This is a genomic window from Nocardia violaceofusca NBRC 14427 (genome assembly GCF_963869435.1).
In the GTDB taxonomy this organism is placed as follows: Bacteria; Actinomycetota; Actinomycetes; order Mycobacteriales; family Mycobacteriaceae; genus Nocardia; species Nocardia aobensis.
The window spans coordinates 1-23,906 of record NZ_CAWMPM010000053.1 but is presented as its reverse complement, the minus strand read 5'-3'; the positions used below and the strand labels follow the sequence as shown (position 1 = coordinate 23,906).

23 protein-coding genes, 1 tRNA gene and 1 pseudogene are annotated in these 23,906 nt (G+C 67.3%); 17 read left to right on the top strand and 8 right to left on the bottom strand.

All coding sequences use genetic code 11. From position 1 onward, the window contains the following. The first annotated feature begins 249 nt into the window (after nt 1–249). Nucleotides 250–1,065 carry an enoyl-CoA hydratase/isomerase family protein gene (locus AC5592_RS33400; RefSeq protein WP_036499175.1) on the top strand — a complete coding sequence of 272 codons (816 nt, stop codon included), beginning with the start codon at nt 250–252 and terminating at the stop codon, nt 1,063–1,065. On the opposite strand, the gene AC5592_RS33395 is transcribed toward AC5592_RS33400, so the two are convergent. Together AC5592_RS33395 and AC5592_RS33390 are read right to left on the bottom strand one after the other, a co-directional pair. Then, nucleotides 1,047–1,466, bottom strand: a complete 420-nt coding sequence (locus tag AC5592_RS33395; RefSeq protein WP_036499172.1) for a PPOX class F420-dependent oxidoreductase — start codon at nt 1,464–1,466, stop codon at nt 1,047–1,049. The two genes, AC5592_RS33400 and AC5592_RS33395, sit on opposite strands and share 19 nt — an antisense overlap. Nucleotides 1,467–1,515: 49 nt before the next feature. Continuing rightward, nucleotides 1,516–2,076: a DUF2165 domain-containing protein gene (locus AC5592_RS33390; RefSeq protein WP_036499170.1), complete on the bottom strand. Its 561-nt coding sequence runs from the start codon at nt 2,074–2,076 to the stop codon at nt 1,516–1,518. Nucleotides 2,077–2,316: 240 nt separating this feature from the next. Between AC5592_RS33390 and AC5592_RS33385 the strand changes: the two genes are divergently transcribed. From AC5592_RS33385 to AC5592_RS33360, 6 genes are all read left to right on the top strand, one after another. Then, nucleotides 2,317–3,702, top strand: coding sequence for a dihydrolipoyl dehydrogenase family protein (locus tag AC5592_RS33385; RefSeq protein WP_036499119.1), 1,386 nt, complete (start codon nt 2,317–2,319; stop codon nt 3,700–3,702). Nucleotides 3,703–3,759: 57 nt separating this feature from the next. Further along, on the top strand, nt 3,760–4,101 hold the full coding sequence (locus AC5592_RS33380) for an MmcQ/YjbR family DNA-binding protein (RefSeq protein WP_063066488.1): 342 nt from the start codon (nt 3,760–3,762) through the stop codon (nt 4,099–4,101). Between the two features lie 37 nt (nt 4,102–4,138). After that, a complete protein-coding gene (locus AC5592_RS33375; RefSeq protein WP_063066487.1) occupies nt 4,139–4,582 on the top strand; it encodes a nuclear transport factor 2 family protein in 444 nt (147 codons plus the stop codon). A gap of 111 nt (nt 4,583–4,693) precedes the next feature. Beyond that, on the top strand, nt 4,694–5,908 hold the full coding sequence (locus AC5592_RS33370; RefSeq protein ID WP_036499107.1) for a DUF445 domain-containing protein: 1,215 nt from the start codon (nt 4,694–4,696) through the stop codon (nt 5,906–5,908). 88 nt (nt 5,909–5,996) lie between these two features. After that, nucleotides 5,997–6,072: transfer RNA gene (locus AC5592_RS33365), tRNA-Gly, on the top strand. Nucleotides 6,073–6,356: 284 nt separating this feature from the next. After that, entirely contained in the window at nt 6,357–7,277 is a 921-nt protein-coding gene (locus tag AC5592_RS33360) for an aromatic prenyltransferase (protein WP_063066486.1), read from the top strand. A 131-nt stretch (nt 7,278–7,408) separates the two neighbouring features. Here AC5592_RS33360 and ectB read toward each other — a convergent pair whose 3' ends face one another. Next, entirely contained in the window at nt 7,409–8,662 is a 1,254-nt protein-coding gene (gene ectB / locus AC5592_RS33355) for a diaminobutyrate--2-oxoglutarate transaminase (protein ID WP_063066485.1), read from the bottom strand. Nucleotides 8,663–8,870: 208 nt separating this feature from the next. Between ectB and AC5592_RS33350 the strand changes: the two genes are divergently transcribed. From AC5592_RS33350 to AC5592_RS33340, 3 genes are read left to right on the top strand one after another with little or no spacing between them, the layout of a single operon-like run. Further along, nucleotides 8,871–9,677: an ABC transporter permease gene (locus AC5592_RS33350; RefSeq protein ID WP_036499101.1), complete on the top strand. Its 807-nt coding sequence runs from the start codon at nt 8,871–8,873 to the stop codon at nt 9,675–9,677. Beyond that, nucleotides 9,670–10,491 (top strand): ABC transporter permease, encoded by an 822-nt coding sequence (locus AC5592_RS33345; RefSeq protein WP_063066484.1) that lies wholly within the window; start codon nt 9,670–9,672, stop codon nt 10,489–10,491. Before AC5592_RS33350 ends, AC5592_RS33345 begins: the two co-directional genes overlap by 8 nt. Further along, nucleotides 10,488–11,657 (top strand): ABC transporter ATP-binding protein, encoded by a 1,170-nt coding sequence (locus AC5592_RS33340; protein WP_084507593.1) that lies wholly within the window; start codon nt 10,488–10,490, stop codon nt 11,655–11,657. The genes AC5592_RS33345 and AC5592_RS33340 overlap by 4 nt, the downstream gene beginning before the upstream one ends. Before the next feature lie 157 nt (nt 11,658–11,814). Here the strand turns inward: AC5592_RS33340 and AC5592_RS33335 are convergent, their stop codons facing one another. Next, the gene (locus AC5592_RS33335; RefSeq protein ID WP_036499097.1) at nt 11,815–12,147 is read right to left on the bottom strand and encodes a hypothetical protein; all 333 of its coding nucleotides are present in this window, start codon (nt 12,145–12,147) and stop codon (nt 11,815–11,817) included. A 358-nt stretch (nt 12,148–12,505) separates the two neighbouring features. Here AC5592_RS33335 and AC5592_RS33330 point away from each other — a divergent pair, with 358 nt between their 5' ends. Then, nucleotides 12,506–13,048, top strand: coding sequence for a DUF4254 domain-containing protein (locus AC5592_RS33330; RefSeq protein ID WP_036499094.1), 543 nt, complete (start codon nt 12,506–12,508; stop codon nt 13,046–13,048). A gap of 144 nt (nt 13,049–13,192) precedes the next feature. Here AC5592_RS33330 and AC5592_RS33325 read toward each other — a convergent pair. The 3 genes and pseudogenes from AC5592_RS33325 to AC5592_RS33315 form a co-directional block, all read right to left on the bottom strand. Further along, a pseudogene (locus AC5592_RS33325) lies at nt 13,193–13,375 on the bottom strand (hypothetical protein); the annotation flags it as partial. After that, entirely contained in the window at nt 13,376–14,530 is a 1,155-nt protein-coding gene (locus AC5592_RS33320; protein ID WP_063066483.1) for a fatty acid desaturase family protein, read from the bottom strand. Nucleotides 14,531–14,562: 32 nt separating this feature from the next. Continuing rightward, nucleotides 14,563–15,672 (bottom strand): ferredoxin reductase, encoded by a 1,110-nt coding sequence (locus tag AC5592_RS33315; RefSeq protein WP_084507590.1) that lies wholly within the window; start codon nt 15,670–15,672, stop codon nt 14,563–14,565. A 169-nt stretch (nt 15,673–15,841) separates the two neighbouring features. Between AC5592_RS33315 and AC5592_RS33310 the strand changes: the two genes are divergently transcribed. The 6 genes from AC5592_RS33310 (at nt 15,842) to lysA (ending at nt 22,211) form a co-directional block, all read left to right on the top strand. Continuing rightward, complete coding sequence (locus AC5592_RS33310; protein WP_084507596.1) at nt 15,842–16,459, top strand: TetR family transcriptional regulator; 618 nt, start codon at nt 15,842–15,844, stop codon at nt 16,457–16,459. 199 nt (nt 16,460–16,658) lie between these two features. Then, entirely contained in the window at nt 16,659–17,261 is a 603-nt protein-coding gene (locus tag AC5592_RS33305; RefSeq protein WP_036499083.1) for a PadR family transcriptional regulator, read from the top strand. Nucleotides 17,262–17,265: 4 nt separating this feature from the next. After that, nucleotides 17,266–19,317 carry an NADPH-dependent 2,4-dienoyl-CoA reductase gene (locus AC5592_RS33300; RefSeq protein WP_036499081.1) on the top strand — a complete coding sequence of 684 codons (2,052 nt, stop codon included), beginning with the start codon at nt 17,266–17,268 and terminating at the stop codon, nt 19,315–19,317. Beyond that, nucleotides 19,317–19,919, top strand: a complete 603-nt coding sequence (locus tag AC5592_RS33295) for a VOC family protein (RefSeq protein WP_051024401.1) — start codon at nt 19,317–19,319, stop codon at nt 19,917–19,919. Before AC5592_RS33300 ends, AC5592_RS33295 begins: the two co-directional genes overlap by 1 nt. A gap of 11 nt (nt 19,920–19,930) precedes the next feature. Further along, nucleotides 19,931–20,722, top strand: a complete 792-nt coding sequence (cmrA, locus tag AC5592_RS33290; protein ID WP_036499078.1) for a mycolate reductase — start codon at nt 19,931–19,933, stop codon at nt 20,720–20,722. Nucleotides 20,723–20,867: 145 nt separating this feature from the next. Beyond that, nucleotides 20,868–22,211, top strand: a complete 1,344-nt coding sequence (gene lysA, locus AC5592_RS33285; protein ID WP_063066481.1) for a diaminopimelate decarboxylase — start codon at nt 20,868–20,870, stop codon at nt 22,209–22,211. Between the two features lie 55 nt (nt 22,212–22,266). On the opposite strand, the gene AC5592_RS33280 is transcribed toward lysA, so the two are convergent. After that, nucleotides 22,267–23,906: helicase HerA-like domain-containing protein (locus tag AC5592_RS33280; RefSeq protein WP_063066480.1), on the bottom strand; the 1,640-nt coding region annotated here is incomplete at its 5' end.

Here is a 23,906-nt window from a genome sequence, read left to right as displayed (position 1 = left end):
CACCACATCCGTGATGTGGTGGGCCGGGGTGTGTCGTGATGGGTGGTCAGGCCGCGCTGCCGCTGGCCCCCAGCGCAGCCAACATGTCCACGAGCACAGTCAGAAAGTCCATTCGGGTTCGTACCTTTCGATTCAGCGGAGGGTGACAGCATGCATGTCGAATGTTGCCGCAAGGTTATGCGCCGGTGAAGTCGAATCGGCCCCGGCAAGAACCGAATATTCGAAACGGGAGATTGTTATTCTTCCGGGATGAGCGATGATCTCGGGGCGGCGGGCCTGCGATTCGAGCGCGACGGCGTGATCGGCTGGTGCGTGATCGACCGGCCCGCGGCGCGCAACGCGCTGACGCCGGCGATGTATTTCGGCATCAAACGCGCTGTCCACCTGGTCAATTCGGATCCCGGCCTGGCGGCATTGATCATCACGGGCACCGATGACGTGTTCGCGCCGGGCGGCGACCTGGGCGGGCGCGCCGAGCCCGGTGACGCCTTGCCGCCGGAGCTGTCGGGCCAGGATGTGCTGCCCTTCCTCGCCATTCGGGACAGCCGCGCCCCGGTGGTGTCGGCGGTGAACGGCATCTGCCAGGCGGGCGGTCTGCTCATCGCGATGATGTCCGATATCGCGGTCGCCAGTGAGCGGGCGGTGTTCCGGGTGCCGGAGCTGTTGCGTGGCATTCCCGACGCCACCTACGCCGCGGTGCTGCCCGCCCACGTCGGCGTGGCGGTGGCTCGCGATCTGCTGTTGTCGGCGCGGCGGTTCGACGCCGCCGAGGCGCGGCGACTCGGCGTCATCAGCCGGGTGGTGGCACACGAACGGCTGCGCGCGGAGGCCGTCGCGGCCGTCACCGAGATCCTGCAGACCGCACCGCAGGCCCGCGCCCAGGTCAAGCGCATGCTGAACGAGCGTTACGGCAGTATCGACTACCAGACCATGTTCCTGGCCCTGGAAACCTCGCCGGAACCGCGGGAGGGAATGCGCGCCTTCATGGAAAAGCGCGCGCCGCAATGGATTCCCGAGGGGCTACCCGCTTCCGGGGAACGCCGTCGTCAGGGCAGCATGCCGTAGGCGCGGGTGGGACGCAGGCGCGCGATCACGCGGCGGTCGGCGACCATCGCGCGGCGGTAGTCCGCCCAGTCCGGATGCTCGCCGCTGAGCGCACGGTAGTAGGCGATCAACTCCTCCACCGTGGCGTCGTCGGTGCTCGCGGCCACCGGGGTCAGTTCGACATCGGCCTCCAGGACGGCATAGGCCCAGAAATCGTCGCGCGTGACGTGCAGGGCCGCCCACGGATCCCGGCGCAGATTGGCGTACTTGGCCCGGTCCGCGGTGATGGAGATCCGGACGATGCCGTCGGGCGCGACCCAGTGCGTGACGTTGGACAGCTGCGGGCGGCCGTTGCGGCGCACGGTGGTCAGGACGGACCGCGAGGTCGTACGGGCGAAGTCGAGCGCGGTGTCGAGTTCCATACGGGCTGCAACCCGGGGCGGTCAGGCACTGTTCCCGAACGGCCGCAGTTCATTCCGAGGGCGGAGCGGCCCGCGGCGCCGAGTCGGGCAGATGAACCAGCACCAGCCCGATCCCGGCGATCAGGAAGTTCTGCAACGCCGCCGACGAGGCGTTGACCTCCTTGTTCGCCCACATCCGGAACCACTCCCCGCCGACGGTCAAAAATGCCCCCGCGAACAACAGCACCGCCATCGTCCAGCCGATGCTGGACAACTTCGCCGCGGTGCCCGGCCGCGCCGGCACCCGGCGCGGCCGCCCGCTCAGCTCCCGCAGCCAGCAGGCCGCGGCGACCAGCAGCACGAGGGCGATCGAGAATTCCCAGATCACCACGAGGATGTAGACGACGAGCGCGATGTTGCCGTTGGTGATCGCACGCCAATCGGTGCCCGGATTGTGGATCGTGGCCCGCATCGACAGCACGGCGACCACACCCCGGCGATTGGTGACGGTATCGGTGCAGTTGGTGATCGCGACGAACAGATAGTAAAAGCCGGTGATCGTCGCCAGCGCCGCCACCGCCGTCCGCCGGCTACCGAGCACGTCGAGAATTCCCGCACCGCCGATTCGCATGCTGCTCACCTAAACGGTTCGGCGAAACCGCGTCAACCGCACCGGCTTCCCATCGACGACCATGTGCGAACGGGCTTTTCGCGAGATGCGCAGACTCGCAGCATCTCCTCCGAGACCGCCCGGCGCAACGGAATGCCACGATCCGCACCTGTCGATCCCCCACCGGCGGCGTCCCAGCTGTCACCATGGTCTCCGGGACCCCGCCGTCCCCACCGTGTCGAATCAGAGGAGCGTGATCGCATGCCCGCCGAAACCCCGGCGACCGAATCCGTGGATGCCGTCGTCATCGGCATGGGGCCCGGCGGGGAGGCCGTGGCGACCGAATTGGCGCGGGCCGGGCTCGCGGTCGTCGGCGTCGAAGGCCGGTTGCTGGGCGGCGAATGCCCCTACTACGCCTGCGTGCCGACCAAGATGATGGTGCGCGCCGCCGAGACCCTGGCCGAGGCGCGCCGGGTCGGCAAACTCGCGGGAAGTACCCAGGTGCAGGCGGATTGGGCGCCGGTGGCGAAGCGGATCCGTGACCAGGCGACCGACGACTGGGACGACAAGGTCGCCGTCGAACGGTTCGAATCCGCCGGCGGCACCTTCGTGCGCGGCTGGGGGCGCATCACCGAGCCGGGCCAGGTCCGCGTCGATACCGCCGACGGACCGCGCGAGTTCCGCGCCCTGCGCGCGATCGTGCTCAACCCCGGCACCGCCCCGTCCGTTCCGCCGATCGAGGGCTTGGCCGACACCCCGTACTGGACCAACCGCGAGGCCGTGACCACCACCGAGGCGCCCGAATCCCTGATCGTGCTCGGCGGCGGACCGGTCGGCGCGGAATTCGCGCAGATCTTCTCCCGATTCGGAGCCGAGGTGACGATGGTCGTACGCAGCCGGCTGCTCCCGCGCGCCGAGCCCGAGGCCGCCGAAACACTGGCGAAAACCTTTGCCGAAGAGGGTATTTCGGTCCGAACCGGCGTCGAGGCCACCCGAATCGACCACGACGGCAGCTATTTCACCGTCCGGCTGAGCAACGGCGATCCGATCCGCGCCCAGCGCCTGCTGGTCGCCGCCGGCCGCTACACCGACCTGTCCGCGCTGGGGGTCGGCGCGATCGGCCTGGACGAGCAGGCGCACGGCATCCGGGTCGACGACCGGCTGCGCGCCGCCGAGGGAGTCTGGGCGATCGGGGACGTCACCGGGCACGGCGCCTTCACCCACATGTCGATGTATCAGGCGCGCATCGCCGCCGCCGATATCCTCGGCTCCCCCGGCGAACCCGCGCAGTATCACGCGGTTCCCAATGTCACCTTCACCGAACCGGAGGTGGGCGCGGTCGGGATGACGGAGTCGCAGGCCCGCGAGGCCGGGCTGAGCGTCTGGACCGGCCGGGCCGAGGTTCCGGATTCGACCCGAGGCTGGATCCACGGGCCGGGCAATGCCGGATTCATCAAGCTGGTCGCCGACGCCGATCGCGGCATTCTGGTCGGCGCCACCTCGGTCGGCCCGGTCGGCGGCGAGGTGCTGAGCGCCCTGGCCGTCGCGGTACACGCCCGGGTTCCGGTCACCACGCTGCGGGAGATGATCTACGCCTACCCCACCTTCCACCGCGCGATCGAGGCCGCCCTCGCCGATCTCGGCTAGCCGGCCCATCTCGCCGAACCGGCCGCGAGGGCACGAATTCGGCCGCATAATCGGCCCATGGCCGATGCCGACGACGTCCGGCGGATTGCGCTGGGACTCCCCGAGTCCACCGAAGCGCCGCATTTCGACATGCCGTCGTTCCGCGTCCGCAAGGCGATCTTCGCGACGCTGCCCGACCCCGCCCACGCGCACGTAATGGCGAGTGAAGCCGATATCCGGGAGGCGGTCGCGGAATATCCGGACTGCTGCGCGGAGAAGTGGTGGGGCAAGCGGCTGTCGGCGGTCCGCGTCGAGCTCGGCGCCGCCGACACCGGCCTACTGAGCGAGTTGCTCACCGACGCCTGGCGACACAAGGCGCCGCGCACTCTCGTGCGCGCCTTCGACGCGGCTTCCGAATAGCCCGCATCGTCGCCGAGCCGCTACCACTGGAGGAAATATGCTGTCGCTGCAAGAGATTTCGGATCGGATCGAGATCGAGGATCTGATGGTCCGATACTCCCATGCCGTGGACACCCAGCAGTGGGATCTGCTCGACGACGTCTTCACCGCGGACGCGCACATCGACTATTCGGCCATGGGCGGCGCCAGCGGTGGGCTATCCGAGATCAAGAAGTTCCTCGCCACGGTGATGCCGAACTTCCCCGCCTTCCAGCATCTGATCAGCAACTCCTCGATCACCGTCGATGGGGACAGCGCCACCGGCCGCACCATGTGCCACAATCCGATGCTCCTCGGCGGGGCGGAGGGTCAGCAGAACCTCATGCTGTGCGGGCTGTGGTACCTGGACACCTTCACCCGCGTCGACGGCGCGTGGCGGATCGCGCGGCGGGTCGAGGAGAAGAGCTACATGTTCCTGGCCGCCACCCCCGGCTCCCAGTAAGCACTCCTCTAGAACCTGTTACAGTTCGCGCGTGCGGCTCGACACTTCTCCATCGTTCCGGCGCTGTTCGCCGAATCACCGCTGTGCAGCGATTTCCCACCGGGCGGACGCGTGATCGCCGATTTCACCGAGCACTGGCTGCTCTACTGCTCTATTCCGGTGATCGCCGCGTTCATCGGCTGGACCACCAAACTCGTCGCCGTCGAAATGCTCTGCCGCCCCTTGGAATTCCGCGGCATCCCGCCCTGGTTCGGCTGGCAGGGCGTGATCCCCAAGGCCGCGCCGCGGATGGCGACGATCGCGGTGGATCTGATGTTCTCGCGGCTGATCGATCCGCAGGAGATCCTCGGCCGCATCGATGTCGCCGAGCTCACCACCACCCTGCGCGAACCACTCGACGACGCCGTCGCGCACACCGTCGACGAGCTGATGATGCGCTACGAACCGCGGCTGTGGGTGACCATGCCGCAGTTCGCCCGCGAGGCGATGATCCGCCGCGTCCAGCGCGACGTCCCCGACCTCATCGACGAGATCGTCACCGACCTGCGGACCAATCTCGACCAGATCATGGATCTGCGCTCCATCGCCATCGACACCCTGGTCAACGACAAGGCGCTGCTGGTGGAGATGGTGCGCCGGGTGGGCCATCACGAGCTGCGCTTCATCGTGCGCTCCGGCCTGTTGTTCGGCACACTGCTGGGCTTCGTGCAGATGGTCACCTGGGCCTTCACCCACTCCTCCTGGCTGATGCCGCTGTTCGGCGGATTCACCGGCCTGGTCACCGACTGGCTGGCGCTGCAGATGATCTTCCGGCCGGTGCGGCCGTGGCGGATCTTCGGCCGAGTCTTCTGGCAGGGCTTGTTCCACAAGCGCCGCGAACAGGTCTGTATCGACTACGGCGATCTGATCGCCACCGAAATCCTCACCCCGGCCAAGATGCTCGAGGCGGTCCTCAACGGGGAGCGTTCGGACCGGCTGGCATCGATCCTGGCGCGGCGGATGGACGAATTCATCGATACCCAGTCCGCGCCCGCGCGACCGCTGGTGATGCTGGTCGCCGGCGACTCCATCACCCGGGTCAAACGCGAGATCGTCCCCGAGATGCTGGCCTATATCCGCAGTGCCGCAGCCGGATTCGAAGACCACGCGATGCGCACGCTGGATCTGCGCAACCTGGTGATCGAGAAGACCCGCCAGCTCACCGACGACGAATACGAAGGGTTGCTGCGCCCGGCGTTCAAACAGGACGAGTGGAAACTGGTCGCCATCGGCGGTGTGCTCGGCTTCCTGGTGGGTGAATTGCAGGTCCACCTCCTGCTCAGCTGACGCCCTATCCGCAGGTCGCTGACCTGCGGATTCGCGGTTGCGCGCCGCGATCGGCTATTGTTTTTCTCGCACCGCCGCGAGGCGGGATGCGGATGTAGCGCAGTTGGTAGCGCATCACCTTGCCAAGGTGAGGGTCGCGGGTTCGAATCCCGTCATCCGCTCCACGAAAGCACCGGATCGCCACGAAATATCGGCCCGGTAGCGTCGATCTTTCCCACTCGGGCGCATTCGACGTCCGCTTCTCCGAGCGCTCACCCTTCCTCGTTCGGCACGGGCTCTCGCACGTTCGGATCCGAGGGGCTCCCAGCAGCGGGCAGTCGGCGCAAGCCCATCGGCCGCATCGCTTCGTAAACTCCAGTGCGCGTTCCGCATTCGACTGCGCCGACCCCCCGGCCGTCGTCTCGGCGGCACCGCGCTGTTGTTCGTAGCACCCTCTCAGGAAGGACGCATGTCCACCACTACCGAATCCGCGCTGGACGATCTGTATGTGGCCATCGAGAAATCCGCACGGCTGGCGAACGTCCCCTGTACCCGAGACGCGGTATGGCCGGTCCTGACCGCATTCGGCACGATGCTCACCCAATCGGTGATCTCTTTCCGAGTCGTCACCGAGGCCCGTCGTGCGGGAGACCTCGACTATCGCTTCCTCACGCTGCCGAGAGACATCGACCCCTACGACATCGCGCGCTCGAACGGACTGATCCCGCAGACCGATCATCCGATCGGATCCCTGCTGGACCAGGTCCGGAAACAATGCCCCGTCGACAGCTACGGCATCGACATCGGCGTCGCCGGCGGCTTCAAGAAGATCTGGCCGTTCTTCCCCGCGGACGACGTCCGGAACGTGGCGGACCTCGCCGCACTCCCGTCCATGCCGGCCGGCCTCGCCGACCACGCCCGCATGTTCGCCGCGCACGGCTTGGCGGACAAGGTCGGCCTGCTCGGCATCGACTATCACGACAAGACGATGAACGTGTACTTCCCCGGACTGCCCGCCGAGCATTTCGCACCCGAGGCCGTCGCCGCACTCCATCGGGACGCCGGATTTCCGGAACCGAGCGCGCAGTTCCTCGCCGTCACCGCGAAGGCATTCGACATCTACGCCACGTTCGGCTGGGAATCCTCCCGGATCGAGAGACTGTGCTTCCCGGTGATCACACCGGATCCGGCCACGCTCCCGATTCCGATCGAGCCGCGCTTCCAGGAACTCGCCGACAAGGCCCCGTTCGCCACGAACGATCGCCGATTCACCTTTGCCGCCACCTCGTCGCCCGCCGGAGAATCCTACAAATTCAGCTGGTTCTACCAGTGGCAGCCCAGAATCCTGGACAAGATGAAGACATCCGATTCGGAGCCGTCCGTTTCATAGCCGTCCGTTTCATACCGTCCGTTTCATACCGTCCGAGGCGCACCCGAAGGTGCGGGACCGGGCCCCGCAGCGGAAACCCGGTCCCGCGGCCGGCTGCCGGGTGTGGGTCGGCAGCCGACGGTCCGATCCCCCTAGCCGCGCCTGCCGCAGACGATATCGACAGCGCGCGCCAGTATTTCGAGCCCGTGATCCAACTCGGAATCCGAAATCGTCAGCGGCGGAAGCAGTTTCACAACCTCGTCACAGGCGCCCGAGGTCTCCACGAGCAGCCCCTCCTCGAAGGCGACCCGGCTCACCTTGCCCGCCTCCGAGGCGTCGTCGAAGACCAGGCCGTGCACCAAACCCCGGCCGCGCGTGGACAATCCGCCCACCGCATCCGCCACCCGCGCCAGCGCCGCACGTACCCGCTCGCCGCGGGCCAGTGTGGCGAGCTCGAGCCGGTCGTCGCACCAGTACTCCTCCAGCGCCACCCGCGCGGTGACGAAGGCCGGGTTGTTGCCGCGGAAGGTGCCGTTGTGCTCACCCGGCGCCCACTGGTCCAGTTCGCGTTTCATCAACACCAGCGCCATCGGCAGGCCGTAGCCGCCGATGGACTTCGAGAGCGTGACGATATCCGGGGTGATACCCGCCGTCTCGAAGGAGAAGAACGGCCCCGTCCGCCCGCAACCCATCTGCACATCGTCGATGATCAGCAGAATTCCACGCGCCGCGACCATTTCCGCGAGCCTGCGCAACCATTCGGCGCGGGCGATGTTCACCCCGCCCTCGCCCTGCACCGTTTCCACGATCACCGCCGCCGGCTTGTCCACCCCGGAGGAGGTGTCGTCGAGCATCCGCTCGATCCACGCCAGCTCGTCCGCACCGCCCAGGTAGCCGTCGTAGGGCATCGGATGGACGTGTGGCAGCGGCACGCCGGCCCCCGCCCGTTTGGCGGCGTTACCGGTCACGGCCAGCGCGCCCAGCGTCATGCCGTGAAAGGCGTTGGTGAAGTTCACCACCGTGCTGCGCCCGGTGATCTTGCGGGCCAGCTTCAGCGCCGCCTCCACCGCGTTCGCCCCGGTCGGGCCCGGAAATTGGATCTTGTAGTCGAGTCCGCGCGGCACGAGGATCAGGTCGCGCAGCGCCTCGAGCAGGTCACGCTTGGCTACCGTCGACATGTCCAGGCCGTGGGTGAGCCCGTCGCGGGACAGATAGTCCAGCAGGGCCGCCTTCAGGATCGGGTTGTTGTGCCCGTAGTTGAGCGTGCCGGCTCCGGCGAAGAAATCGAGATAGTCGCGGCCCTGCTCGTCGCGGAGCCAGGCGCCGCGGGCGGTGTCGAAGACCGTCGGCCAGACCCGGCAGTATCCGCGCACATCCGATTCCAGCGTTTCGAAAACGGTGGTCATAGGCGGTCCTCAGGGGCGGGAGCCACCGCGGCGACCCCAGTGTGAAACATGACTGTTTCTAACACTGTGATGGAGGTCGCGGCAAGGTTTTGCGCAAAGCGATCCGGCCATCGGGTGCGACGACCATACCGACCGCTCGGACTGCCCTGCTCCGGTTCTTCGAAATTCGCTCGCCGAGCGGGCGACCACGTCGTATTCTGGATAACTTGTGCGCGCACTCTCGGGGGTTTATTCACATCTGTTCGGCGCCGGATTCAGGCGCCAATGGAATTACCGGTCGGCCGTCTTCGCGGGCTTGGCCGCCAATGTCGTCTTCGGCCTCATCCGCGCCGCGGTGATGATCGCGGCGGCGCGCTCCACGCCGGGCTTCGGCGGCTACACCGGTGCGTCGATCGGCGCCTACGTGTGGCTGTCGCAGGCCATGCTGGGCGCCCTGCGAGTGATGGGGCCGCCGCACGATATCGCCGAGCGGGTGCGCACCGGCGATGTGGCGGTCGATCTGCAACGCCCCATCGATATCCAATTCTTCTATCTGGCAACCGATCTCGGTGGATCGTCGTGCACGCTGGCGCTACGCGGCCTGCCGTCGGTCGCCACCGGTCTGATCACGGCGCAGCTCGTGTTGCCCGGCACCTTCGCGCCGTATCTGCTCGGTGCCGTCAGTGTCGTTGCGGCCGTGACACTTTCGCTGTTGCTGTTGTTCTCGGTGAGCCTGCTGGGTTTCTGGCTGATCGAGACGCGCGGAATCCGGATGCTCTATCAGATCCTGTCCACGTTCTTCGCCGGCCTCTACGTACCCATCCATCTGTTTCCGGCACCGCTGGCCACCGCCGCGCGGCTGACCCCGTTTCCCTGGCTGCTGCAGGGTCCGGTCGACGTGTTGTCCGGCCGGGCAACGGGTTCGGCGGCGTGGTCGGTCATCGGCATGCAGGTGTTGTGGATCGCCATCGCGATCGGCATCGGCCGGACGCTGATCGCGGCGGGCCGGCGCAAACTGGAGGTGCAGGGTGGCTGAGCTCGCACCGTACGGCAGCAGGCTCACACCCTATGTGGCCGTCCTGCGTTCGCGGATGCGCTCACAGCGCGCCTATCCGCTCTCCTTCGCCACCGACCTGTTCTCCTCCCTGCTGATCGGCGTGGTCGAATTCGCGGAGATGTGGCTGATCTACCACAACGTCACGGCGTTGGGCGGCCTGAACTCGACCCAGATGCTGCTGCTGTTCGGTCTGTCCAACCTCAGTTTCGCGCTCGCGCAGATCGCCGTCGGCCACACCGACACCCTCGCGACCTACATTCGGATGGGCACCCTCGACGCCTTCCACCTGCGACCCCAGCCCCTGCTGCTCCAGCTGATCACCAGCGATGTATCGCTGCGGCGGCTGTCGCGGGCCACCGTCGCGGCGGTGGTCCTGACCGCCGGCCTGATCGGCAACGACATCGATTGGAGCCCAACGCATATCGTGCTGGCGGTGAGCAGCACACTGAGCGGGATCGCCATTTTCGCCGGCCTGTTCGTCTGCGCCGCGGGCCTGCAATTCCACCTGGTGGACGGTTCGGAACTCACCAACAGCTTCACCTACGGCGGATCCTTCGCCGCCCAGCAGCCGAGTTCGGTGTTCTCCGGCCCGCTGCGGGCGCTGTTCGGGTTCGCGATACCGGTCTCGTTCGTCGCCTATCTGCCCACGATCGCTCTCCTCGGCCTTCCCGGACCGGCGTGGCTGCCCGCCGCGCTGGCCTGGTTCGGACCGCTTGCGGCGCTGTGGGTTTGGATAATGGCGTTGGCGCTCTGGCGCATCGGGGTACGCCACTATCAGGGAGGGGGCGGATGAACACCGTCGAAGTATCGGAACTGACCAGGCAATTCGTGCTCCGGCGCAGCCGCCGGGGCCGCCGCGGGCACGTGCGCGAAGTGCTCACCGCCGTGGATTCGATGAGCTTTCGCATCGAAACCGGTTCGGCGGTCGGCTATATCGGCGCCAACGGGGCCGGAAAATCCACCACGATCAAAATGCTCACCGGCATCCTCGTGCCGACCTCCGGCACCGTGCGCACCTGCGGGCTCGACCCGGTGCGCCGGCGGCGCGAACTGGCCGGGCGGATCGGCGTGGTGTTCGGCCAGCGGTCACAGCTGTGGTGGGATCTGCCGCTGCGCGAATCGTTCACCATTCTGGCCGCCATCCATCGCCTGGAACCGGACGCGGCGCGCCGCCGCACGGACGAACTCGTCGAACAGCTCGAAATGGGACACACCCTCGACACCCCGGTGCGTCAGCTCTCCCTCGGACAGCGAATGCGCGCCGAAATCGCCGCGGCGCTCCTGCATCGTCCGGAGCTGCTGATTCTCGACGAGCCGACCATCGGCCTCGACGTGCTTTCCAAACAGCGGCTACGGGAATTCCTGCGCCGGGAACGGGCGGAAAGCGGCACCACGCTGCTGCTCACCACCCACGACATGGGCGATATCGAGCGCCTCTGCGAACGGGTACTGGTGGTAGACCACGGCCGACTCGCCTACGACGGCACGCTGCCGGGCCTGGCGCGCACCGTCGGCGCGCGCCGCGTCCTGGTGGTGGATCTGGCCCGGCCCAGTGACGATCTCACCGGCCTCGCGGGGGCGACACTGCTGGCCGCCGAGGCCGACGGCATGCGGCAGCGGCTGGCCTTCGATCCCGAGATCACCACCGCCGCACAGCTTCTCGCCGCCATCTCGAATCGGGTCGAGGTGCGCGACCTGTCCATCGAGGAACCCGATATCGAGGATGTGGTGCGCCGCATCTACTCCGCCGGAGACGGCACCGCCCCGGCGCCCGCGGGCGCCGGGGCAGTGGCCCGGGGCACGATCCCCGGGGGCGGGCCGGAATCAGCCGCCGAACGACCCGGTGAACAGGGTGTTCAGGACACCGCTGAGGGCGGCGCTGCCGGTGTCGAGGATGCCGCTCAGCGCGGCGCTACCGGTGTCGATGATGACCGGAATCATGCTTCTACCTCTCTGTAGGGGGCACAGGCCGTCGACCCCCGTGTCGGGCGATCGACCAGAACCTACCCTGCTGCCCGGAACTTAATCGCCGCTGGCCGGTAGCTGAGAGTGACGTAAGAGCCGCTGTGTGGAGTGTCTCCGTAACGAAAACCTGTGTGCTGCCGATGGGAAAACGTCACTGCCGCTTGTCGTCTGGGCGATTGCTGTCCGCCGAGTACAAGCTGATCTCACCGCCCTCGCCCAGAAATGCGTTGACCAGCATGATCCGCTCGGCCTGCATGGCATCGGCGTCCGGTGCGGCGGTGGTGATCGAAATCTGCGGGATGGCAGCCCAGTTCACGACATAGCGCTCCGGCGGACCGGCCGCGCCGGAGACGTGCGCCAGACGGAAGACCGAGACCGTGCGGCGCTCCATCAGATTTCGCACCACCTCGGCGATTCGCTCGGGATCTTCCAGAGCGAACAGAAAGCCGAAGGTCAGCTCCGGCGAAGAGATATAGGCGGGCACAAATCCTCAGGCTAGCCATCGGCAACCGGTCGCGCAGGCGCCGCGCCGCCGATGGTGGATCTTCGCGATCATGTGATCCCGGCGTGATGCGTATAACGATTGTCCGGCACCTTGGGTGTTCGGCGCGTCAACCGTTGCATGCCAAGTCAGGACACGCTTTCCTGAATATGTCCCCGCATTCGGACACGTCTATCGCATCGTCGCGGATATCCCGGTTCGTACACCCGTGAGCAGTGCGACCGAACAGCCGGCGTCCGATTCCGCGGGACTACGCCGGAGCCGAGGGGAGCCCCTCCCCGAAAACCTCCTCGGCCCTGGCGTAACCAGATTCCGACCGCTGAGACGAGGGTGGGAGACGATGGCGAGCGCTTACGCCGGTGACAACGACGCGACCGGCGCACTTCCGTCGGTATCTGCGCTGCTGCGCGCATTCCGGTCCACGACACCACCGCCCGGCGACCACCCGGTGCTCGAGGCGGCCCGGGACCTGGTCCGCTGCCACGAATTGCGCCGGCACGCCTCCCGGGAGGCGCAGGCGCCGAAGGCCTCGACCGCCCGCGTCGCCGGCGCCAGCCGATTGGTCGACCACATCGATCGCGACCGCACCCGGCTGATCGAATGTATCGATGTCTGGGTGGCCGACAACGTCGCGCACCGCGAGGGCGCCTCGCTGCACACCGAGACTCTCGGGGCGGTCATCGACCGGATGGCCGGGAAATGGGTCGCCGCCCATCATGCGCTCGGACTGCCCGCCTCGAACTATCCGGCGGACGAGCTCCCCGCCTCCACCCCGGACGGCGAGACACACCTGCACTGGGTGCGCCTCGCCGAACTGGCCGACGGCTACAAGGACCTGATCACCGATATCGCCGAGCACCGGCGCCGACTGCCGGTGTTCTGATCCCGCTCAGCGTTTCGGATCGACGATTTCCACATCGGCGTCGATGAAGGGCTGGGCCGCATGCACGTTCGGCTCCGGCTCGGGCTCGTCGACCAGCACGTCGGGATGGTCGCGCCCGGTGTTCACGTCGGCCGCCGCCTCCCGATCACGGTGTGCCGCAGCCGCGGCCTCCCGCATCTCGATGGCATCGGTGATCCAGTCACCGATTTCGCGCGTCACTTCCGAGACCGTGCCGGTAATGATCGTTGCGATATTGCCGACGTGTCGTGCCCCGGAGGATGTCAGCTCCTGGATCAGATCCTTGTTGCTCTCGAATTTTCCGATCATCTACCCGCCCACCTCGCTCGGCTCGACCTGCCGCTCTCGCATCACGATAACACCAGGCTGCGAGCCTTTCCCGACGATGGCCGGGGGAAGGGCGAGCTTGCAGATCTTGAGCCAGACCGAGCCGACCTGCTTGCTGAACCGGCCGGTGTTGTAGGGCAGGCCGTACTTCTCGCACAGCGCGCGGACCTCGGGCGCGATCTCCGGATACCGGTTGGCCGGCAGATCCGGGAACAGGTGGTGTTCGATCTGGTGGGACAGGTTGCCCGACAGGATGTGGAACAGTTTGCTGCCGCTGATGTTGGCCGAGCCGAGCATCTGCCGCACGTACCACTCGCCGCGCGTCTCGTTCTCGGTCTCCTCTTCGGTGAACGTCTGTACGCCCGATGGGAAGTGTCCGCAGAAGATGATCGAGTACGCCCAGACGTTGCGCACCAGGTTGGCGGTCACGTTGCCGGCCAGGGTGGAGACGAACAGCGGGCCGCTCAGCAGCGGGAAGACGACGTAGTCCTTGAGCACCTGCCGGCCGGCCTTGCGGATCTGCCCCTTGGCCAGGCGCTTGATATCCGCCCACTTGCGGTTGCCCTTGACGATGTTGTCGGCCTCGAGGTCGTGCAGCATCACGCCCCATTCGAACAACAGCATCAGCGCCAGCGCGTACACCGGGTTGCCCAGATAGTACGGATTCCACTGCTGGCCCTCGTCGATGCGCAGCACGCCGTAGCCGATGTCGCGGTCACGGCCGTGGATGTTGGTGTAGGTGTGGTGCATGTAGTTGTGCGAATGCTTCCACTGATCGGCCGGGCACACCGTATCCCATTCGAACACACGGGAATTCAGGCCGGGTTCACGCATCCAGTCCCACTGGCCGTGCATGACGTTGTGGCCGATCTCCATATTGTCCAGAATCTTGGACAGACTCAGCGCCGCCACCCCGGCCAGCCAGAACGGCGGCAGGAAGCCCAGATACATGAGGCCGCGCCCGGCGACCTCGAAACCGCGCTGCGCCTTGATGATCGAATAGATGTATTCGCGATCGCGCTCCCCCAGATCGGCGGTGATGCGGTCGCGCAGTGCGTCCAGCTCCCGGCCGATCTCGGCGACCTGTTCCGGCGACAGGACCAGCGGCCCGTTCTCGGTCTCGGTGAGTATGGTCATAGCTGTTCTCCCCTTTCAGATTTCGGTGCGGCTCAGATTTCGATGTCGACATCGCCGACCGCGGCGCTGACGCACAGCTGGATCGGCTGGTCCGGGTCACTGTCCAGTTCGCCACTGCGCAGGTTGCGGGTGCAGCCGGACCGCTTGACCGCCGTGCAGGAGAAGCAGATGCCCATCCGGCACCCGAACTCCGGCGTCAAACCCGCCGACTCGGCCTGCTCGAGCAGGCTCGCACCGGTGTTCTCCGACTGCGTGCCGCTCACCGAGAAGGTGGTGACGCCCTCGACATCGGCGGTGTCGGCCGGCGCGGCGGTGAGGACGAATTCCTCACTGTGCAGGCGGTCGTCGAGATCCTCGGCCTGGTAGATGCGACGCACGGACTCCATCAGCCGCGGCGGGCCACAGACGTAGGTCTGCGCCGTCGCGAAGAACGGCGCGATGCGCGCCAGTTCGTCGTAGTCGAGGAACTTCGCGCCGGGCACGACCGCACAGCTCCACGGCGCGCCGTCCAGCCGCTCCGACCGGGCCAGTTCGGGATAACCCAGCACGACGTCGACGTTGTCGTGGCGCCGGGCGATATCCGCGAGCAGCTCCCGATGCGGCACCTCCTCGGGCGAGCGGGCGTAGTGCAGGAACACCACGTCGCCGCGATACCCCTCGGCTACGAGCGTGGACAGCATCGACAGCACCGGCGTGATACCGCTGCCCCCGCTGATCAGCACCACCTTGTCCGGTCGCTGCTCCGGCAGCCGGAACACCCCGGAGGCGGGCGCGAGGTCCACGACCATCCCCCGCTTCGCGTGCCGGTGCAGATACTGCGACACCAGCCCCTCCGGATGCGCCTTCACGGTCAGGGTGAGGGTGCGGCGCGGTCCGGCCTCGGCATCGATCGGCGAGTAGCAGCGGGTGTGCTTCACTCCGTCGATCAGCACGCCGACCTGCACGAACTGACCGGCCTCGTGCCCGGCCCACTGCCGGGTCGGACGGAGTGTGAGAGTCACCGAACCGGGCACCGACCGATCCACGCCGACGATCTCGGCCCGCATATCGCGCAGCGTCAGTGTCGGTCGCACCAACTCCAGATACCGGTCGAGCGGGTGCGGCGAGGTCAGTGTCTGGACCAGATCGAGCAGTCCCACCATGCGGTTCTCCCCAGCCTTCGTCGTTTGATCGCGTGCACCTTTTTCGGTGCACATCTGTACACTGAACTAGTGTGCCTGGCGGTACCGCAATAGTTCAACCTGCATCTGGTGTGACCGATGCAACATCTCCCCGAATGGACCAATCGTGAACGGATGTATGCTCAGCGAGATGAGCGAGCAGGCCGAAACCCGAGTCGAGCGCAAGGAGCGCACGCGGCGAGCGCTGCTGGACGGCACGCTGACCCTGGCTGCCGAGCGCGGATTCGCGGCGCTGAGCCTGCGTGAGATCGCCCGCTCGGCCGGGATCGTGCCCACCGCCTTCTATCGCCACTTCGATTCCCTCGACGAATTGGGAACCGCCCTGGTCGACGAGGGAGTGCGACAGTTGCGCCTGGCGTTGCGGCACCTGCGCCGCACGCCGGACGCGCGCCTGGCCGAAACGGTGCGATTCGTCTTCGCCCAGATCGCCGGCCGCGAGGACCTCTACGGCTTCCTGATCCGCGAACGCCACGGCGGCGCACCGGCACTACGCACCGCGATCGCGTCCGAAATGCAATTGATCACAAGGGAATTGGTGGTCGACATGTCGCGAATCCCCGCGCTGGACGCCTGGCCGACCGATGATCTGGAACTGGCCGCCGACCTGATCGTCTCCACCGTCGCCGACCACATCGCCGACTTCGTCGCCGCCCCGCTCCGCGACCGCCCCCTCGTCGCCGACCGCACCGTCGGCCAGGTCCGCATGATCGCCCTCGGCATGGCCGCCTGGAAACCACACACCGTCTGAACGCCCCTCATACAGAAGGACGCCCCGCGGGCCTCGCGGCCGTGCGAGGCGCCCTTCCCGTATCCGAGATAGTGCAGAGCACCGCGGGTGATGATACAGAAAACGGCACGTGCTCACAGGGTTCTCGCAGTTCCGGCTCCCCTGGCCGGGAATATGCACCACGTTGCATAGTACAGCGGGTATCGGTTAACCTCACCGCATGGCCCTCGAACACGCGCTGCTGGTATCGCTGAGCGAGCGAGCCGGTTCGGGGTACGAACTGGCGCGCCGATTCGACAAATCGATCGGATTCTTCTGGAGCGCAACGCATCAGCAGATCTACCGGGTACTCAAGCGCATGGAGGAACGCGGCTGGGTCACCGGCGAGGCGATCGCCCAGGACGGGCGTCCGGACAAGAAGGTCTACACCGTCAGCGATGCCGGACACGCCGAACTGGCGCGCTGGATCGCGGAGCCGACCGACGATATCGGCCCGCTGCGCAGCGAATTGGGCGTCAAGATCCGCGCCGCCGCACACGGCGATCTGGAAGCGCTGCGCGCCGAGGTCGAACGCCATCGCGACCAGCACGCCCAGCGGCTGGAGTTGTACCGCCTCATCGAGAAGAAGGATTTCCCCGCCCCGGACCGGCTCACCGGCACCGCTCTCTACCAGTATCTGGTGCTGCGGGGCGGGATCCGGGTCGAGGTCGGCTTCGTCGAATGGTGCGACGAGGTGCTGGCCGGGCTGCGGGGTGTGCTGCGTTCGTCGTCACCCGATCCGGAAGCCTCAGCCCCGCAACCGGATTCCGTTTCCGAAAGGTGATCCCATGACCGCGAATTCCGATTCGCCGCATTCGTACCCCCGCCTGTTCGAGCCGCTCGATCTGGGCCACACCACGCTGCGCAACCGCGTGGTCATGGGTTCGATGCACACCGGGCTGGAAGATCGCGCCTGGGATACCAACCGTCTCGCCGCCTATTTCGCCGAGCGCGCCCGCGGCGGCGTCGGCCTGATCATCACCGGCGGCTACGCACCCAACCGCGAGGGCTGGCTGCTGCCGCTGGGCGCCAAACTCACCAACAAGACCGAGGCCTACCGCCACCGCGCGATCACGAGGGCGGTACACGCCGAGGGCGGCAGGATCGCCCTGCAGATTCTGCACGCCGGGCGCTATGCCTATGTGCCGTTCAGTGTTTCGGCCTCCTCGATCAAGGCGCCGATCAACCCGTTCCGCCCCCGCAAACTCTCCGGCAAGGGAGTCGAGCGCACCATCGAGGACTACGTGCGCTGTGCGCGGCTGGCGAAGTTCGCCGGATACGACGGTGTCGAGATCATGGGCGGCGAGGGCTATCTGATCAACCAGTTCCTCGCGCCGCGCACCAACAAGCGCACCGATCGCTGGGGCGGGTCGGCGGAGAATCGGCGGCGTTTCCCGCTGGAGATCGTGCGCCGGATCCGGGCCGCGGTCGGCACGGACTTCGTCATCGTCTTCCGGCTGTCGATGGCCGAATTCGTCGAGCACGGTCAGACCGAGCCCGAAATCCTCGCCCTGGCAACCGAATTGGAAGCCGCGGGCGTCAGCATCATCAACACAGACATCGGCTGGCACGAGGCCCGGGTGCCGACGATCGTCACCTCGGTGCCGCGCGCCGCCTTCGTCGAGTTCACCGCGAAAATCACCGCGCGCGTGAACATTCCGGTCTGCGCCTCGAACCGGATCAACATGCCCGAGACCGCCGAGGAGATCCTCACCCGGGGCGACGCCGATCTGGTGTCGCTGGCCCGGCCGCTGCTGGCCGACCCGGAGTGGGCCGCCAAGGCGCAGGCCGCCCGCGACGACGAGATCAACACCTGCATCGCCTGCAACCAGGCCTGCCTGGACCACGCCTTCGTTCACAAAACCGTGTCCTGCCTGCTGAATCCGCGGGCCGGCCACGAAACCGAACTGCGGCTGCTGCCCACCCGCCGGATGCAGCGCATCGCGGTCGTGGGCGCGGGACCGGCGGGCCTGTCGGCGGCGGTGAACCTGGCCGAGCGCGGCCACAAGGTGGATCTGTTCGAGGCCGACGACAAGATCGGCGGCCAGTTCGATATCGCGCGGCGGATTCCGGGCAAGGAAGAATTCAACGAGACGATCCGGTATTTCACCCGCAAACTGGAACTCGCCGGGGTGCGAGTATTCCTGAACCGCCGGGTGAGCGCCGGCGAACTGATCGAAGGCCGCTACGACCACGTGGTGGTCGCCACCGGCGTGCGCCCGCGTATTCCGAACATTCCGGGTATCGATCATCCGAAGGTGCTCACCTACGCCGAACTGGTGCGCGAGGAGAAGCCGGTGGGCAAGAAGGTCGCGGTGATCGGCGCGGGCGGAATCGGTTACGACGTCAGCGAATTCCTCACCGTCGAAGGACATCCGGCGCTGAAGCTCGACGAGTGGAAGCAGGAGTGGGGCGTCACCGCCGACGATCCGGAGGCGCCGGGCCAGCTGACCGCCGCGCGTCCCTCGCCCGCTCCCCGCGATGTCGTCCTGCTGCAACGGAAGTCGACGCCGTTCGGCAAGAGCCTGGGTAAGACCACCGGCTGGGTGCATCGCGCGGCGGTCAAGGCGAAGGGGGTGGAGCAGATCGGCGGCGTCAACTACGAACGGATCGACGATCGCGGACTGCACATCAGCTTCGGCGACAAGCGCGACCGGCCCACCGTCATCGACTGCGACACCGTGATCCTGTGTGCCGGACAGGAATCGGTGCGCGATCTGGTCGAGCCGCTCCAGCAGGCGGGGGTGCGCATCCATCTGATCGGCGGCGCCGACGTGGCCGCCGAACTCGATGCCAAGCGTGCCATCGATCAGGGCACCCGGCTGGCGGCGGCGCTGTAATGGCGATCCTCACCCGGCTCGGGCTGCCGGGCGACGAAAAGGCCTGGGCCGCATTGGGTTTCGCGGTCACGGACGCGATGACGCGAATCGGGCGGATCTCCTGCACGCTCGGAGTCGGCACCGGGTGGGGTTTCGAGGGCATCGAGGCCGACGCGGCGACACTGGGTGTGCCGGAACTGCTGCACGACGTGGAGGCCGAGTCGGCCCATCCCAACGGGGTGACGTTCGTCGATCACGTCGTCTACTGGGTGCCGGATCTCGACGATTCCGTCGCCGCACTGAACGCCGTACTGGGAATCGGCCCGCGACGGCGCTTCCACCCACGCGGCCCGGAAGGCCCGGAAATGGCCTTCTACCGGGTCGGCGAGGCGTTCCTGGAGGTCGTTTCCGCCCCCACGAAGCGGCCCGCGCTGGTCGGTGTCGCCTTCGGCACTCCGGATCTGGATGCCACGGTGGCCGCGGTCCGTGCGGCCGGTGGCCCGGTCGGGGATCCGAAGCCGGCGGTGCAGGGCGGACGAATCGCCGGCGTGTGGCACGGGCATATCGACTGGGGTGTCGCCTTCCTCGAGCCCAAGCCCCGCGGTGAGGCGAAGTCCGGCTAGGCTCGGCGACCGTGAGCTTGCCTGCACCCACCGCCGACAACCGTGCCGTCGTCACCGGAGCATCCTCCGGAATCGGAACCGCTCTGGCCGAGGAGCTCGCCAGACGCGGCTATTCGGTCATCCTGGTCGCCCGGCGCGGCGATCTGCTCGCCGAGCTGGCGCAACGGCTGACCGACAGCTACGGGGTGACCGCCGAGGTTCGCGCGGTGGACCTGTCCGATCGCGAACAGCGCGCGCCGCTGGTGGCCGAATTGGCCGGTCGTGAGATCGCCATCCTGTGCAACAACGCCGGTGTCGCCACCTTCGGCGCCGTCGCCGACCTGGACGCCGACGTCGAACGTTCGGTGATGGAACTGAACGCGGTCGCGGTCCACGATCTGACCCTGGCGGTGCTGCCCGGCATGCTCGCCCGCGGCGGCGGCATCCTGATCACCGGTTCGGCGGCCGGGAACATGGCCATCCCCAACAACGCCACCTATGCCGCGACGAAGGCCTTCACCAACACCTTCTCCGAATCGCTGCGCGGCGAACTGACCGGCAGCGGCGTGCACGTCACACTGCTGGCGCCGGGCCCGGTACGCACCGACAACCCCGATCAGGACGAGGTCGGCAGCAAGATTCCGGATTTCATCTGGGTGTCGGCCGCCTACACCGCGAAAATCTCCATCGACGCCCTGGCGCGTAACAAGATGCGCGTCGTTCCCGGCCTGATCAGCAAGGGTATGAGCGTCGCCGGCCAGTACGCGCCGCGGGCGCTCACCGCGCCGATCGTCGGCTCGTTCTACAAGAAGCTGGCGGGCTGATCAGCAGGGTGTCAGGGCGGCGTCAAGATCGCGGCGCCGCTGGTCAAGACGGCGTATCGAGACGGTTCCGGCGCCTGTCACCGGCGTAGTCCTGAAGGTGACCCCCGCAGTCGAGGAGAAAGCGGGGCACCACAGGAGACGCGCCGTGACGTTGCTCGAGATCTTCCCGTCCCTCCGTTCGGGGATGGCGTCCCCGCGACTGGACACCACCGTGTGGCCGTGCCGGACGCACTATGACGAACTGGGCCGCATCACCGTCGACGGGGTCGCCCTCGACGATGTCGCCGATCGCTACGGCACACCGACCTATGTGATCGGTGAGACCGAGATCCACACCCGCTGCCGGTCGTACCGCGCACACTTCCCGGATGCCGAAATCGTCTACGCCGCAAAGGCTCTGCTGACCCGCACGATCGCCGGGCTGGTCGCCGACGAGGGCCTCGGCATCGACGTGTGCTCGGCCGGCGAACTGGCGATCGCCCTGTCGGCCGGGGTGGATCCGCGGCGAATCATCCTGCACGGCAGTGAGAAACCTTTCGCCGAATTGGAATACGCGGTCGGCGCCGATGTGGGGCGGATCGTGATCGACTCGCTCACCGAGGTGAGTCTGCTGGGCACGGTCGTCACACGGCCGCAGCAAGTACTGCTCCGCCTCACCCCCGATATCGACGTGCACGGCCATCCCGCCGTGCGCACGGGGGTCAGCGATCAGAAATTCGGCTTCGCCCTGCACGACGAGACCACCGAGGAGGCGATCCGGACGATCATCGACCATCCCCTGCTGGATCTGCGCGGCTTCCACTGCCACCTCGGCTCACAGATCCACGACCCCGACCATTACGGGGAAGCGGTGCGACGGCTCGTCGCGCGAATGGCCGAGGTCCGGCACGATTACGGCGTGTTGCTGACCCAGCTCGATCTGGGCGGCGGCCATGCGGTGGCCTACCGCGCCGGCGACGCGGAACTGAATCTGTCCGAACTGGCCGACATCATCGACGACGCCCTGGACGCGGCGTGCGCGCGAAATCGCTTCCCCCGTCCGGTGATCGCGATGGAACCGGGTCGCGGCATCGTCGCCCGCGCCGGCGTGACGATCTATCGGGTGACGGCGATCAAGCACGTTCCGGGCGGCCGGACGTTCGTGATCGTGGACGGCGGAATGAACGACAATCCGCGGGTCGCGCTCTACGGGGCTCGCTACGACGCGGTGGTGGCGGGCCGGCACCCCACCGGGCCGACCGTCACCGCCACCGTGGCCGGACGCTACTGCGAGGCCGGTGACATCGTCGCCACCGATATCCGCTTACCCGCCGATCTGCGTGTCGGTGAGCTGCTGGCCGTGCCGTGCACCGGCGCCTACCACCACAGCCTGGCCTCGGCCTACAACGGTGTGGGGCGCCCGCCGATCGTCGCGGTCCGTGACGGCCGGATGCGGGAGCTGGTGCGACGCGAGACCGCGGAGGATCTGCTGCTCCGCGATCGGGGCTGAGCGGCAACGAGTCTCGGCGCGGAGTGGTGGAGTACCGTCCGGCGTCCGGGGCTGCTCAGCGTTTGCGGGTACCGAAGAGGCTGCGGCTGATCTCGCGACCCGCGGCCGAGGCCGCAGAACGCAGGAAACTCTTCACCGCCGGATTGCTCATGATCCGTTCCGCCGCCGAGATGTCCGGCTCCGGCGCCCGCCCGCCGGAGCCCTGCGGCACCGAATGCGGTTCCGGTTCGGCCGCAACGACTTTCGCGGTCAGCATCTCGTAGGCGGATTCCCGGTCGACGGTGCGGCCGTACTTCTCGAACAGCGGGCTCGACTGGGCGCGCGAGCGGATGCCGTCGTCGCCGATGGTGTTCATCAGCGACCGCGGCGGCCGCAACCGGGTCCACGCCACCGGCGTCGGCGCACCCTGTTCGGACAGCACCGTGACGATCGCCTCACCGATACCCAATGCGGTGAGGGCGTTTTCGAGATCATAGGCGGCCGTCTTCGGATAGGTGCGCACCGTTTTCGACAGCGCCTTCTGATCGTCCGGGGTGAACGCGCGCAGTGCGTGCTGGATCCGCGCACCCAATTGCGACAGCACCGCATTCGGCACGTCGGTGGGCAATTGCGTGCAGAAGAACACGCCGACGCCCTTGGAGCGGATCAGTTTCACCGTCTGCTCGACCTGCTCCAGGAACGCCTTGGACGCGTCGGCGAACAGCAGATGCGCCTCGTCGAAGATGAACACCAGCTTGGGTTTGTCGACATCGCCCACTTCGGGCAGCGTCTGGAACAGGTCGGCCAGCACCCACATGAGAAAGGTGGAGAACAGCACCGGCCGCGCCGCCTGCGATCCGAGTTCGAACAGCGTGATCACGCCCTGCCCGCCCGCGGTCCGCAACAGATCGGCGGGGTCGAGTTCCGGCTCACCGAAGAAGGTGTCGCCGCCGTCGGCCTCCAGATTGACCAGGGCACGCAGGATCACCCCGGCCGTCGCGGCCGACACCCCGCCGATCCCCTTCAGATCCTCCTTCCCCTCCGGACTGGTCAGGTGCTGGATCACCGAGCGCAGATCCTTCAGATCCAGCAGTGCCAGCCCGCGTGTGTCGGCCCAGTGGAAGATCAGCCCGAGGGTGGATTCCTGAGTGTCGTTGAGCCCCAGCACTTTAGCGAGCAGAACCGGACCGAACGAGGTGATGGTCGCGCGAATCGGCACGCCGATTCCCTCGGTGCCGAGAGAGACGAATTCGGTCGGGAATCCGTGCGGCGCCCAGTCGGCGTCACCGGTCTGCGCGGCCCGGGCGGCGAGCTTGTCGTTCGATTCGCCCTGCTGCGCCAGCCCCGACAGATCGCCCTTCACATCGGCGAGCACCACCGGGACGCCGGCCGCGGACAACTGTTCGGCGATGCCCTGCAAAGTCTTGGTCTTACCGGTTCCGGTGGCGCCGGCGACCAGACCGTGGCGGTTCAGCGTCCGCATCGGAATCCGTACCCGTGCGGCCGGATCGATCTCCCCGCCGACGACGACCGCGCCCAGCTCCAGCGCCGCCCCCTCGAAGGCATAACCCGCCGCGATCTGTTGTGCGACCGAATTCGTCTCGTCGGCAACCGGTTTCGCGTCGGCAGTCGCTGCTGCCGGATCGGAATCAGCCGGTTTCGCATCGGTGGCCGGTTCGGCGGCCGCTTCGGCCTCGGCCGCCTCCGCCGCGGCCG

Bases quoted from the DNA above. Each gene is read 5' to 3' on its own strand.
- AC5592_RS33400 (WP_036499175.1), top strand. From the start codon at position 250: ATGAGCGATGATCTCGGGGCGGCGGGCCTGCGATTCGAGCGCGACGGC.
- AC5592_RS33395 (WP_036499172.1), bottom strand. From the start codon at position 1,466: ATGGAACTCGACACCGCGCTCGACTTCGCCCGTACGACCTCGCGGTCC.
- AC5592_RS33390 (WP_036499170.1), bottom strand. From the start codon at position 2,076: ATGCGAATCGGCGGTGCGGGAATTCTCGACGTGCTCGGTAGCCGGCGG.
- AC5592_RS33385 (WP_036499119.1), top strand. From the start codon at position 2,317: ATGCCCGCCGAAACCCCGGCGACCGAATCCGTGGATGCCGTCGTCATC.
- AC5592_RS33380 (WP_063066488.1), top strand. From the start codon at position 3,760: ATGGCCGATGCCGACGACGTCCGGCGGATTGCGCTGGGACTCCCCGAG.
- AC5592_RS33375 (WP_063066487.1), top strand. From the start codon at position 4,139: ATGCTGTCGCTGCAAGAGATTTCGGATCGGATCGAGATCGAGGATCTG.
- AC5592_RS33360 (WP_063066486.1), top strand. From the start codon at position 6,357: ATGTCCACCACTACCGAATCCGCGCTGGACGATCTGTATGTGGCCATC.
- ectB (WP_063066485.1), bottom strand. From the start codon at position 8,662: ATGACCACCGTTTTCGAAACGCTGGAATCGGATGTGCGCGGATACTGC.
- AC5592_RS33340 (WP_084507593.1), top strand. From the start codon at position 10,488: ATGAACACCGTCGAAGTATCGGAACTGACCAGGCAATTCGTGCTCCGG.
- AC5592_RS33330 (WP_036499094.1), top strand. From the start codon at position 12,506: ATGGCGAGCGCTTACGCCGGTGACAACGACGCGACCGGCGCACTTCCG.
- AC5592_RS33320 (WP_063066483.1), bottom strand. From the start codon at position 14,530: ATGACCATACTCACCGAGACCGAGAACGGGCCGCTGGTCCTGTCGCCG.
- AC5592_RS33315 (WP_084507590.1), bottom strand. From the start codon at position 15,672: ATGGTGGGACTGCTCGATCTGGTCCAGACACTGACCTCGCCGCACCCG.
- AC5592_RS33310 (WP_084507596.1), top strand. From the start codon at position 15,842: ATGAGCGAGCAGGCCGAAACCCGAGTCGAGCGCAAGGAGCGCACGCGG.
- AC5592_RS33305 (WP_036499083.1), top strand. From the start codon at position 16,659: ATGGCCCTCGAACACGCGCTGCTGGTATCGCTGAGCGAGCGAGCCGGT.
- AC5592_RS33300 (WP_036499081.1), top strand. From the start codon at position 17,266: ATGACCGCGAATTCCGATTCGCCGCATTCGTACCCCCGCCTGTTCGAG.
- AC5592_RS33295 (WP_051024401.1), top strand. From the start codon at position 19,317: ATGGCGATCCTCACCCGGCTCGGGCTGCCGGGCGACGAAAAGGCCTGG.